13 protein-coding genes are annotated in these 11,343 nt (G+C 42.1%); 6 read left to right on the top strand and 7 right to left on the bottom strand.

The genetic code is table 11. The annotated features are described in order from the left end of the window. The first annotated feature begins 87 nt into the window (after positions 1–87). The 3 genes from idi to X939_RS0101465 are packed head-to-tail and all read left to right on the top strand — an operon-like array spanning position 88 to position 1,806. Positions 88–624, top strand: coding sequence for an isopentenyl-diphosphate Delta-isomerase (gene idi, locus X939_RS0101475; RefSeq protein ID WP_025761482.1), 537 nt, complete (start codon positions 88–90; stop codon positions 622–624). After that, positions 617–1,090 (top strand): sterol desaturase family protein, encoded by a 474-nt coding sequence (locus X939_RS0101470; RefSeq protein WP_025761481.1) that lies wholly within the window; start codon positions 617–619, stop codon positions 1,088–1,090. The genes idi and X939_RS0101470 overlap by 8 nt, the downstream gene beginning before the upstream one ends. After that, a complete protein-coding gene (locus tag X939_RS0101465; protein ID WP_374754292.1) occupies positions 1,039–1,806 on the top strand; it encodes a lycopene cyclase domain-containing protein in 768 nt (255 codons plus the stop codon). The genes X939_RS0101470 and X939_RS0101465 overlap by 52 nt, the downstream gene beginning before the upstream one ends. Here X939_RS0101465 and X939_RS0101460 read toward each other — a convergent pair. From X939_RS0101460 to X939_RS23880, 4 genes are read right to left on the bottom strand one after another with little or no spacing between them, the layout of a single operon-like run. Then, on the bottom strand, positions 1,788–2,927 hold the full coding sequence (locus X939_RS0101460; protein ID WP_025761479.1) for an NAD(P)/FAD-dependent oxidoreductase: 1,140 nt from the start codon (positions 2,925–2,927) through the stop codon (positions 1,788–1,790). The two genes, X939_RS0101465 and X939_RS0101460, sit on opposite strands and share 19 nt — an antisense overlap. After that, complete coding sequence (locus tag X939_RS0101455) at positions 2,917–3,606, bottom strand: methyltransferase domain-containing protein (RefSeq protein ID WP_025761478.1); 690 nt, start codon at positions 3,604–3,606, stop codon at positions 2,917–2,919. Before X939_RS0101455 ends, X939_RS0101460 begins: the two co-directional genes overlap by 11 nt. Next, positions 3,599–4,675 (bottom strand): type III polyketide synthase, encoded by a 1,077-nt coding sequence (locus X939_RS23885; RefSeq protein ID WP_025761476.1) that lies wholly within the window; start codon positions 4,673–4,675, stop codon positions 3,599–3,601. The genes X939_RS0101455 and X939_RS23885 overlap by 8 nt, the downstream gene beginning before the upstream one ends. Then, positions 4,672–5,547, bottom strand: a complete 876-nt coding sequence (locus tag X939_RS23880; RefSeq protein WP_044198327.1) for a UbiA family prenyltransferase — start codon at positions 5,545–5,547, stop codon at positions 4,672–4,674. Before X939_RS23880 ends, X939_RS23885 begins: the two co-directional genes overlap by 4 nt. A 146-nt stretch (positions 5,548–5,693) precedes the next feature. Between X939_RS23880 and X939_RS0101440 the strand changes: the two genes are divergently transcribed. Continuing rightward, a complete protein-coding gene (locus X939_RS0101440; protein WP_025761474.1) occupies positions 5,694–6,653 on the top strand; it encodes an EamA family transporter in 960 nt (319 codons plus the stop codon). Positions 6,654–6,698: 45 nt separating this feature from the next. Here the strand turns inward: X939_RS0101440 and X939_RS0101435 are convergent, their stop codons facing one another. The 3 genes from X939_RS0101435 to X939_RS0101425 all read right to left on the bottom strand — a co-directional run bounded on the left by X939_RS0101435 (position 6,699) and on the right by X939_RS0101425 (position 9,517). Next, positions 6,699–7,691 (bottom strand): bifunctional metallophosphatase/5'-nucleotidase, encoded by a 993-nt coding sequence (locus tag X939_RS0101435; RefSeq protein ID WP_084299276.1) that lies wholly within the window; start codon positions 7,689–7,691, stop codon positions 6,699–6,701. After that, complete coding sequence (locus tag X939_RS0101430) at positions 7,642–8,400, bottom strand: 5'-nucleotidase C-terminal domain-containing protein (RefSeq protein WP_025761472.1); 759 nt, start codon at positions 8,398–8,400, stop codon at positions 7,642–7,644. The genes X939_RS0101435 and X939_RS0101430 overlap by 50 nt, the downstream gene beginning before the upstream one ends. A gap of 130 nt (positions 8,401–8,530) precedes the next feature. Beyond that, complete coding sequence (locus X939_RS0101425) at positions 8,531–9,517, bottom strand: sugar phosphate isomerase/epimerase family protein (protein ID WP_025761471.1); 987 nt, start codon at positions 9,515–9,517, stop codon at positions 8,531–8,533. 295 nt (positions 9,518–9,812) lie between these two features. Between X939_RS0101425 and X939_RS21955 the strand changes: the two genes are divergently transcribed. Both X939_RS21955 and X939_RS0101415 read left to right on the top strand, forming a co-directional pair. Then, on the top strand, positions 9,813–10,682 hold the full coding sequence (locus tag X939_RS21955) for a sugar phosphate isomerase/epimerase family protein (RefSeq protein WP_044198177.1): 870 nt from the start codon (positions 9,813–9,815) through the stop codon (positions 10,680–10,682). 261 nt (positions 10,683–10,943) lie between these two features. Further along, on the top strand, positions 10,944–11,333 hold the full coding sequence (locus X939_RS0101415) for a hypothetical protein (protein WP_044198323.1): 390 nt from the start codon (positions 10,944–10,946) through the stop codon (positions 11,331–11,333). Positions 11,334–11,343 lie beyond the last annotated feature (10 nt).

Raw genomic sequence — 11,343 nt, 5'->3', positions numbered from 1 at the left:
GTCGGGCTTAGATCATGCCTTTTGGCCCTTGTTTCGCTGGTCTTAGCCGCAGACCTAGGGTAATGTTAGCAATGAAAATTAGAGGATATGAGAAACGAAATGGTGATATTGGTGAACGAAGCCGATGAACAAACGGGCCTGATGGAAAAACTGGAGGCCCATGAGAAAGGGGCGCTCCACCGCGCCATATCCGTATTTATATTTAACTCCAAAGGTGAGATGCTTCTTCAACAGCGACAGCATGGAAAGTACCACTCAGAGGGCCTTTGGACGAATACCTGCTGTAGTCATCCGCATAATGGAGAGACTACCTCGGAGGCTGCACACCGAAGACTTCGTGAAGAAATGGGCCTGGAGACGCCTCTTGCGTTTGTCTTCCAGTTTCAGTACCATGCTCAGCTGGATCAAGATCTGATAGAGCATGAAATAGACCATGTATACATCGGTGTTACGGATGAATTGCCCCTTCCCAATCCCCTTGAAGCGGCTGGATACCGATATATGTCAGCAGAGTCTTTACTTGCCGACCTTGCCCTTCATCCCGAACAATATACTGAATGGTTTAAGATATGCCTTCCAGAAGTATTGAAAAGAACCAACTCAATTTGCAATCATCATGAATAGCTGGATTATTAACCTATCAATTGTCGCAGGCACATTCGTGGGAATGGAATGCGTAGCCTGGCTGGCTCATAAATACCTGATGCATGGCTTCCTATGGTCACTTCACGCCGACCATCACAAAAGGGATGACAAAGATTTTTTTGAAAAAAATGACTTCTTTTTCCTGATTTTCGCAATCCCTGGGATCCTTTGTCTCTATCTGGGCATTTATGAGGGCTATAACACCCTGCTGTGGATCGGACTGGGTATCACGATTTATGGGTTCGCTTATTTCCTGGTCCACGATGTATTTATTCATCAAAGATTTAAATGGTTCAGAAACTCTAATGCTCCCTATTTTATGGCCATCAGAAGGGCCCATAAAATGCATCATAAACACTTAGGGAAATACCAGGGCGAATGTTTCGGAATGTTATGGGTTCCAATGAAATACTTCAAAGAGGCCTCAAATGCCAAAGTAAAATGAATCTTTTATATTTATGGATAAATATCTTGTCCATCTCCGTGCCAATGCTCGTTTCCTTTCATCCTAAGGTTAAACTTTATCGAAAATGGACAGCTTTATGGCCCGCCATAATGATAACGTTAATTCCATTCGTGTTATGGGATATCTATTTTACGCATTTAGGAATTTGGGGGTTTAATCCCATCTATATTTCTGGGCAGTATATTCTGGGATTGCCTATAGAGGAAGTCATGTTTTTTGTATGCATTCCTTATGCCTGTCTATATACCTACTACTGTTTTAAAATTTACCTCCCACCTCATTTTCAGATAAAACACGAAAGGAGAGTAACCCTGATCATTTTAATTATTCTGGCTATTGGACTCGTAACCAATGGCGAAAAGTACTATACCGGATGGACCTTCATAGGACTCGCCATATGCCTTATTTACCTGCAGTATTATTTAAAACCTTCCTGGTTGGGATTATTCTATTATTCCCATATGTTCTTAGTCCTACCTTTTCTGATTGTTAATGGGGTACTTACGGGCACCGGCATTGAAAATGAGGTGGTATGGTATAACAACATGGAAAATATGGGCATACGAATTTTGACCATTCCCGTGGAAGATGTTTTTTACGGTATGTTGATGCTATTAATGAATGTGGCCATTTTTGAAACACTGATGGCCCGCTTTAAGCTTCCTATTAATTATCTTCAAAAAGGGAGACCATGAGTCTTCCGGACCAACTTACTAACCAGAGAAGGCATTAGCGATAGAGAACGGACGGCTATTTCCGTCAAAAGAGGTTTGCCAAATAAACGCTGCAGCCATATTCCCGTTTGAATTCTTGACCCAAATATTCTATTCCATTCTGCCTGATAGGCTTCCTTCGACTGACGGAGTGAGTGGGGGCCATCAAGAGAACTGAGCAGATGCGCCACTAATATTTTGCTGGAGCGCATCGCCATGCTCATTCCATTCCCGCATAAGGGCGATATTGTCCCGGCTGCATCCCCTGCCTGAAATAGGGCTCCTACTGCTGCTTGCCTCTTGTGAAACTTTATATTACTAACAACCAGAGGTTGCTCGTAAAGAAAGTCCGAATTGGAAAAAAGCTTGCTGAGATAAGGATTTTCATCGAGAATAGTAGCCTCCATCTGCGCAATATTATTTTGATTTGCTTTCAGATTTTTGGCTTTAGTAAGATAGCAGAGACAGAAAATACCATCTTCTACCTGAGAAACACCGCAATACCCCCCCTTGAAATTATGAAGTTCTATTCGATCGGCAGGGACATCGGTTCTTAAGTGATATTTGACAGCAATATAATTATCCTGATCGATTATCTTCTCAGAATGGTCGTCCCAGGTCTGTACAAAACTCGGAATGTATTTGCCATAAGCACCACAAACCACCCTTGCTGCAACTACTCCCTGCGAACTCTTTACTAGAAAATTTGCTCCCGTATCTGTCACATCATTAACCTTACATTGCTGAATAACTTTTACCCCATTTTCAATAGCCAGCTGGTATAAGTAGGCGTCTAGCTTGAATCGGCTAAGTCCAAACCCTCCCAACCTCAACCGATGGTCTAGCGTGAATCCTGAGGGTGAACTTATCCTCAGACTCTGAATACGAGGTAGAGACCAGTCATTGAGGGGCACGCCCAAGGAAATCAGGAAATCCCAGCTCTCCATCGATACATACTCCCCACATACCTTATGAAAAGGATACATATTCTTTTCGAAAAGAATCACTTCCTTTCCCCTACGAGCAAGCTGAATAGCGGTACATAAACCCGCCAATCCACCTCCTATTACCGCACAGTCATAAATAGTATGTTCAGTTTCCATATACTATTATTTGATGCCTGAAGGCCCATTTATTTCGAATAGTATAACGTCGGGCGCCCGCCAGATCCAGAATTTGCTTCCATTCCTTACTCTTAAACCCTCTAAGCACCGATAAAGGAGCGTCATTTTGAACCAGATATGATTTAGAAAACAAGCTGGTAAGTCCTAATATGCCATAATATGCCAAAGGGGTCCGCTCCAGGTCATTGATAATTAAGATGCACCGCTTAGAAAGGGCATATTTAACGAGAGCAACGAGCTGAGAGTGAGTTAGATGGTGGCAAAATAAGCTGGCATGCAGGATATCTATTCCTTCCAAATACCGGTCCAAATGTTGGTAATCGTCACAGATATATCGTATCGACCGATCACCCCGGTTCTGAATGGCATATTCCACGCAGTCGGATTTCAGATCGATACCTACCAAATTGATGGGGAAGCCTTTCCTTGCCGTCCAGTCATAAATTCGATTCAGTGTATCCCCTCCCCCACTCCCTAGATCTACCATGGTCTTAGGCGATCGATAGTCTAATAGTTTATTAAGCGCATCGAATGTAACCTGATACCCTCCAAGCCAATGATTGATTATATCTAACTCCTTTAGATTTCGAAACAAGTCTGCCGAGGGAATCGCCTCCGCATCTAGAAGTTCCTGTTGCGTACTCCTTATTTTAAACATAGGTTAGCTGTAAGGTTTCGATACTGATCCCTGGTCCGAAGGCAGCCCCAAAGACACGCTGCCCCCGCTGCGAAGTCTGAGAAACGCTAAGTATTTCTGCCAGAACGAATAGGACCGTCGGAGAAGACATATTGCCATATCGGCGTAAAATTTCGTATGATGTAGATAGCTGATGAGACTCTAATTCTAATGCATTTCGAAAATCATCTACAATTTTTTTACCTCCAGGATGCACGGCCCAATGATCTACTGAACCACATTCCAGACCTATAAGATTCATCATCTCCTTCATATTATCCTTGATAAGTCGTGGAACATAGGAACTCAAATTCATCAAAAATCCTTGTTCAGATAACTGCCAAGCCATATCTTGATACCCCGAATGTAAGATCATGGAGTGAAAGTCTCCCATCTTTGCCGTAACTGCATATTTGGATTCAGAATTGGAAGATATAATAACCGCCGCAGCCCCGTCTGCAAATAGTAAATTGGATAATAAATAATCGTCATCGAAACGTGGTTGGAAATGCAGGGTACAAAGTTCTGTACATACCACCAGTACCTTTGCATTCTCCATACTTCGACAGATCTGATCGGCTTGTTTAAGGGCCAGAATAGCCGCATTACAACCCATAAAATTAATGGAAGTACGGTGAATATTCGGAGCTAATTCAAGAGCCCTGATCAGTTCTATATCCAAGCCAGGAGCAAAAAGACCAGTACAAGTGACGGTAATCAGGTGCGTAAGGGTATTTTTTTGTTCATCAAAATCCGAAAGCCCCTTTATGGCCTGAAGCGAAAGCCCAATGGCTTCCTTTTGGAATACGCTCATTCGGTCTGACAGTCCTGCAGTACCCTTGTCTTTTGAAAACAGCACGGCTTCATTTCCATTAGACGAGAAATCGGGTAGAACAGAGTACCTAGTATCAATACCGGACTTTTCTGCTATTACTTTTAATTTCCTTTTATGAATAGGGTCTGACGATAGATCGGCATAATACTCGGCCAATTGCTTTTGAGAATAACAATTTGCTGGTACAGCGGTAGAAATTTGTGAAATATAACTCAAAGATAATGGCGTAAAATAATAAGGTATATAAAAAAGCTGTTTAAACTCAAGGCCGCTATCAGGTTCATCCGCATGGTATGTTTAAAATTGGCCTGCTCAGAATTTCTCCAGACCAAAAGCATCCAATATCCAAAATAACCTATAATCGGCAAAAAGAATAATTGTAAGTAATAAAAAACCATTCCATCGGATCGACTCGCAAAATATTGATAATAAAATAGGTTGCTGAGGGCAAACATTACCGCAGAGAAAACGAAGGTTCCCCGGTAACCGAGGCGATAACTGAGGGTTACCACACCGTCGGCTAGGTCCTGCTGATGCTGATAAATTTGAGTGAGGGGATAAACACCAGCAATCTGAAAGCTGCATGCCAATAAAACCCAGGACAAGGAGGCATCAAAGTTTATCCTATCGGCCGTTAATCCCATAAGTGACAGATAATAGGTAAAGCCTCCTTGAAAAATCATGACAACTAAAAATCCACCTATAGGATATTTTTTCAGGCGAATCATGCGGGAGCTATAGGCCCTGGAGGCCACAATATATAGCAGCAGGCATAGCATAAACGAAATACCTAACAAGAAATAGGCTAAAATTAGTGCCAATAAATCGAGGAAAAGAGTCACAAAAAAAAGAAAATCTGTGGGCAGAGGCGGTTTCTCCAACCCTCCAATACTGCCCTCATCTTTGTCCACATAACTATTATAACCATTGCTGGCAGGATACACCAGCAGGTGCAGTATCAGAAATGTCCATAATGCACGACTCCAGCTCAGATGTTCAACCTGACTGAGGGCGAAAAGGAAAACAGGCATCAATAAAAACGAAAAAGGAAGGCGTAATAGCCGTAGGGTATTCCAAAAATCATGCATAATCAAAAGTAGATATAATAATAATACCAGGAAATTGGGCACCTTTAAAAACATTCTAAAAAGGAATATTTCACTATTCAAAAAAAACAGTTGTTATCACAACTAAATCGATAATTTTGCATTGCGAAAATGAACGCATAATTGTTATGAAAACTGTAGTGGAGAGTACATCTGCACCTTCTCAATTGAAGGTTGTCCTGGCTTTTGCAATCGTATATATTGTATGGGGTTCTACGTATTTCTTCATTCAGAAGGCCCTGGTAAGTTTTCCTCCTTTCATACTTGGGGCTATACGCTTTATATCTGCCGGTATACTGATGCTTACCTGGGGTATTCTGCAGGGTGAAAAAATGTTTACCGGCCGTAGGTTAATCGTTCCAGTCGTGACAGGATTACTTTTACTTTTCGTAGGAAACGGAATCGTAATATGGGTACAGCAAAGCCTTCCAAGTGCCATGGTGGCGATTTTTGTTTCCTCGTCTCCTATCTGGTTCGTAATTATGGATCGACCTATGTGGCGGGAAAACTTCAGTAATAAAACAGCGATTATTGGATTACTAGTAGGTTTTGCCGGGGTGATTTTATTGTTTTATGATAAACTTTCTGGAGGGATGAAAGGTCATTTCACACTTGGCGACTTCTTACCCATGGGCCTCCTGCTACTTGGCTCTGCTGTATGGGCCGGTGGATCATTATATTCCAAATACAGATCGGGAGGCAATAGCCCTGCAGTCAACACAACCTGGCAGATGATGGCAGCAGGACTGGCATTTCTTATCTCCAGTATGATCCATCAGGAATGGCAGCTTTTCGATATTAATGCGGTAAGTCTTTCTGCCTCCCTATCCCTACTATATCTTACCATATTTGGTTCTATTCTAGGATTTGGGGCATATGTATGGCTACTGAAAATGCAACCGGTTACCAAAGTAAGTACCTATGCCTATGTCAACCCCTTGGTGGCGGTCATGTTGGGCATCTTTCTGGCAAACGAATCGGTTTCTACTCTTCAACTTACTGGGCTTTTGACTATCCTGAGCAGTGTGTTACTCATTAATTTGCATAAATATGTTAAAATAAGGAAGCCAGTTGCCGTAAAAACTTAATCCTGGGTATTGGATATATTCTGCTTGCTGGAGTTTCCCTTCTGTTCAGGCCTTAGAATTAAAGGTTTCGGAAATCTCGGGTCCGACGGGATAGGTCCTTGCCACACGACTTTTTTCTCTCTTTTCCCTATTAAAATAATAATCAATCCTACCGAGATTAATTCCAGCAAAACCAACCTGGTTAACAGTAGTAATTTTACCATCGGTATTCACGATATCCTCAGGCTGTTTTAAAAAAGTATGCGTATGCCCACCAATAATAAGGTCAATATTCCTGGTCAAAGCAGCTAGCTGAACGTCAGATATTTTTTGCTCCCTGTATTTATATCCCAAGTGAGATAAACAAATGATCAGGTCGCATCGCAAATCATGCTTCAACAAGTCAGACATTTCGTTAGCCTTTTTCAGGGGATCCAGATACAGGGTATTTAAATAGTTTTTCTTATCGACCAGCCCTTCCAGCTCAATGCCCAAACCAAAGACACCTATGCGCAAACCTTGTTTCACAAAAACCTGATAGTCTTGAGTTTTGCCCTTCAAAATAGTATCAGAAAAATCATAGTTGCTGGTCAGGAATGGAAATTTAGCATGAGGAAGCTGTTTTAAAAATCCCTGCAATCCATTATCAAAGTCGTGATTACCCATTGTAGCGGCATCATAGCCCATATCGGTCATCAGCTTCATTTCCAGCTCTCCTCCAAAAAGATTGAAATAAGGAGTTCCCTGAAAGATATCTCCGGCATCCAGGAGTAAGACATTATCCTGTTGTTTTCGAATACTGTTGATAAGGGTCGCTCGCCTGGCGACGCCACCTAGCCCTTGGTTGCGAGATCCATCCATGGGGAAAGGCTCAATCCGACTATGCACATCGTTGGTATGCAATATCGTCAGTTGTATTATTTCTGGCCGGGCCAGTACATGGTAGGGTAATGTCGTTAGTCCTGCCAGGCCAAAGGAACTGGCTGACATTTTTAAAAAATCTCTTCTGCTAGTTTTCATGGAGGCGGATTCTTCCGTCAAGTTGAACTTCAATTTCATTTCCAGCCCTGGTTTGGTCTTCGATGTATTCTATAATGGCTTCTCTGAGCCGCTTGCCTACCGTCCTGCTTTCTAAAGCTTCGGATAAAAATGCAAGATCGCCCCCACTATTGTAAAGATAATCGTAAGTCAATACATAGTAATCTCTGCTTGAATCAAACGCTTCCCCGCCTATTAATACTTCTTTAGGTTGATGGTTGTCTACCACCATCCGAAGGCCCGAGACCGGTTGACCTTCACTATTGGCAATATAGTTCAACAACTTGGCTGTTGTTTGGCCCGAAAGCTTAAGCAGTAGAATTTCATTTTCGAAAGGCATGAGCTCGAAGATATTCCCGATGGTCAAATTGCCCTTGGGTAAAGCATTCCGAAGTCCTCCACGAGTAGAAAAGGTGAAGTCTATTTTCGATTCCAGTTGCTGGCCACGATTTAATAAAGCATCTGAAAAAAAATTACCCAGCAGCGTTTCAGGACCCTTTCCTCCTGTAATAGCGACTACTGACCGCCCGATAACACGGGACATTTCGGATTCCATCTTATATTTATAAGGAAGATAATAGCGCACCAGGCTAGAATCCACGGGCAGTGAATCTGTAACCTCGAATTGATGATAATCGGTCCTGACAATGTGGTGAGACTTCTGACAGCCTCCGATTCCTGCCAGACCAATAAATCCAATCAGATAAAATGCTTTGCTGTTACGAAACATATAGGAGTGATATAACTGGCCACAAAGATAGTCCAGGGCCAGTTATTATCTTCCTTAATGGATTATATAAATATTTGAATTCGGCTAAAGGTCAAATATAATCTTCTAAAAATTAAGTTGAACATCCATTTTATGATTCCAGGGCTTTCCTAGCAAACTCTACACATTTCGCCGTTTCCTTTACCGCATCGGAGCCCGCAGGCACCTCGTATTCCAACTCTATTGTCGCTGGAAATTTATATTTGTTATCGCGCATCATTTGTAGCACTTCCACTACAGGTGTATCTCCCTCTCCCCAAGGCATATTGGCTCCCCCATTGGCCTTATTCTTACGATCCTTCGTGTGCATGCTGACAATATGCTGGTGTTTGTTTTCCAGCAATGCAATGGGATCAAATCCTGCTGCTACATAATGACCCATATCAAAATTCATGGCATTATAATCTGATTGCGATAAGGCTTCATCCCACCAGTCCGCCGTCTGTTGCAAATGACCATGATAACCCACATATATTTTATTTCTGGCTGCAATTGTCCCAAGACGCTTCGTTTCCGAGGATAAATTCGGCTTCTCCACATTGGCTTGATTGGCTCCCAGGGCCTTAGCTGCACGAAATGCATAATCCACCTCCGCATCGGAATTTTTTTCTCCCAGGGCCGACGGCTTATAAGCATAAATATCTACCCCTGCCTTCTTATATATTTTGCCCAGCTGTTCAAAACGTTTCATCGGAACTGCCGATCTCCATTGGGCTAGCTTGGCCAGGTATTCGACTTGCTCTCTCTTTTGCTCAGGCGTAGCTGTTTGACCCCGGGGTACACGGGCTGGAGCCTCCGGAGCACCAGCAAACTCCTCCGCTGCCGGGCCCATAAGCTCGATTGCACTTATATTAGAATCGACACAATATTGCAGAATCTGCTCTGCACTACTGGGCATGCTTCTCCATGAATAGCTTATTACGCCTATCTGAACACCCCTAAAACGAGAATTGGGTTTGCCTAAATGGGGGATATAAGCTGGCATGCCGAAGGAAGACCCTGAAAATAGCGCCAGACCTGTAGCCAGCAAGGAACTAGCGCCAAGAAATTCTCTACGACTGATATCTGTTTGACTCATAATCAAGTTGTTTTTAATGAGGTGAATTCCAATTAAACAGTTTCGTTACAAATTAGAATGGTGTAAGAACTGAGTTCAGAAAGTAGTGAAAAATTGAAATATACCCCTCCAGAAGTAAAACATTAGAAAATTCTGCTAAATATGAGAAGACTTATAGAAAAAACTAACCATGCGTTAGTAACTTCAGATTATTCCATTCTTTGGTATACACCAGTATAAGATGAACCAGTGAATATACCGAAAACTGATTTTTAAGCTCGTCTGGATTTTTAGATACCTAAAATAAATATAACATATGAACAGAAAAGAATTTCTCAGTAGTTTAGGGGCAATGGCTGGACTTACCCTGCTAACCAACCCCGGCCTTTCTAGTGGAAATGGTTATATCCAGTCAGGCATGAAGCTGGGCCTGGTCACTTATTTATGGGGAAAGGACTGGGATGTACCCACATTAATACAAAATTGCAGTAAGGCGGAAATACATGGTGTCGAACTGCGGGTTGATCATGCACATATGGTCATGCCCAATCTCAGTCATGCCGCCAGGCTCACAGTAAAAAAACAGTTCGAAGACAGTCCTGTAAAAATAATCGGACTCGGGACCAACGAACAGTACGACTCTCCGGACCCGATGATACTTAAAAAATCCATTGAGAGAACAAAAGAATTTATCAGGCTTAGTGCCGATGTCGGTGGTTCTGGGGTAAAAGTCAAACCGAATCAGCTTCATGCGGGGGTAGATCCTGACAAAACCTTGGAACAAATCGGTCGGGCTTTAGATGAGCTTGGAGCTTATGCAAAAGATTTTGGTCAGCAAATCAGGCTTGAAGTTCATGGAAAAGTGACCCAGGAGCTACCCAATATTCGTAAGATTATGGAAGCTGCTCCTAATCGTAATGCTACTGTTTGCTGGAATTGCAACCCTGAGGATTTAATCGGACAAGGGCTGGAGGCTAATTTTAATTTGGTTAAAGATCGGTTTGGTGATACCGTTCATGTTAGGGAGCTCGATGACCCCTCCTACCCCTACCAACAACTCATTAAACTGTTTAAGAAAAATAAATATGATGGCTGGATATTGCTGGAGTGCCGTACCGACCCGGAAGATAAAGTGAAAGCTCTCATAGCTCAGCGCCGGATCTTCGAACAGATGCTAAAAGCCTAGTGTCCTCATTTTCAGAAGAGCAAGGGCTGTAGAAAATTTTCATTTATATCAATTTCCATTTATAGGGACAAAAAAATGTCAATTCCCTGATTCCAGACCTGATAATGTGAACATTCTTATAGTTTAAATCGAATAAATTTTCAAATACTTTATCAATTATTTTTGGAAAAATCATGTTTGCGATTACATTTGTCAAAACACCTAAATCTCCGGGTTTTTAAATCTGTACCAAACAAAGGAGTGCCAGAAAAACAAATCACCATGAAGGAACAGTTGCTGACCGTTGATTATATCGATTCTCAAACAGGAAATATTATTGAGTTTTATACACGTTGGGAGTTTGAAGAGGATCCATTCTACGGTAAAGCAAGAATCAAGGGACTCGACGAAAACTTTGGAACGATAAAAATCATTGCCGACGTAATAGAAGGTAGTAATCTGGAAACGGCTTACGAAGAAGAGGAAGTTTTTATGCATAACGACAACCGTCCCATTTATGCAGGCCCTCTGCCTGAGATCTACTCAGCTAATTGGGTGCATACGGATGGCAAAAAAAAGAAACAGTTATTTATGGTTCCGGAAAATGAAAACGCCAAGGAATATGCCATTACACAAACTAACAGTAAAGTCGTAGTTAAACGCGTATTATAGAAAATATCAG

Source organism: Dyadobacter tibetensis Y620-1, assembly GCF_000566685.1.
Lineage (GTDB): Bacteria > Bacteroidota > Bacteroidia > Cytophagales > Spirosomataceae > Dyadobacter > Dyadobacter tibetensis.
This window is presented reverse-complemented; position numbering and strand designations above follow the sequence as displayed.

What these genes read in the sequence shown, in the direction of transcription:
- idi (WP_025761482.1), top strand. Translation starts at nt 88, where the DNA reads ATGAGAAACGAAATGGTGATATTGGTGAACGAAGCCGATGAACAAACG.
- X939_RS0101435 (WP_084299276.1), bottom strand. Translation starts at nt 7,691, where the DNA reads ATGAAATTGAAGTTCAACTTGACGGAAGAATCCGCCTCCATGAAAACT.
- X939_RS0101465 (WP_374754292.1), top strand. Translation starts at nt 1,039, where the DNA reads ATGGGTTCCAATGAAATACTTCAAAGAGGCCTCAAATGCCAAAGTAAA.
- X939_RS0101430 (WP_025761472.1), bottom strand. Translation starts at nt 8,400, where the DNA reads ATGTTTCGTAACAGCAAAGCATTTTATCTGATTGGATTTATTGGTCTG.
- X939_RS0101425 (WP_025761471.1), bottom strand. Translation starts at nt 9,517, where the DNA reads ATGAGTCAAACAGATATCAGTCGTAGAGAATTTCTTGGCGCTAGTTCC.
- X939_RS0101460 (WP_025761479.1), bottom strand. Translation starts at nt 2,927, where the DNA reads ATGGAAACTGAACATACTATTTATGACTGTGCGGTAATAGGAGGTGGA.
- X939_RS21955 (WP_044198177.1), top strand. Translation starts at nt 9,813, where the DNA reads ATGAACAGAAAAGAATTTCTCAGTAGTTTAGGGGCAATGGCTGGACTT.
- X939_RS0101415 (WP_044198323.1), top strand. Translation starts at nt 10,944, where the DNA reads ATGAAGGAACAGTTGCTGACCGTTGATTATATCGATTCTCAAACAGGA.
- X939_RS23880 (WP_044198327.1), bottom strand. Translation starts at nt 5,547, where the DNA reads ATGCATGATTTTTGGAATACCCTACGGCTATTACGCCTTCCTTTTTCG.
- X939_RS0101455 (WP_025761478.1), bottom strand. Translation starts at nt 3,606, where the DNA reads ATGTTTAAAATAAGGAGTACGCAACAGGAACTTCTAGATGCGGAGGCG.
- X939_RS0101440 (WP_025761474.1), top strand. Translation starts at nt 5,694, where the DNA reads ATGAAAACTGTAGTGGAGAGTACATCTGCACCTTCTCAATTGAAGGTT.
- X939_RS0101470 (WP_025761481.1), top strand. Translation starts at nt 617, where the DNA reads ATGAATAGCTGGATTATTAACCTATCAATTGTCGCAGGCACATTCGTG.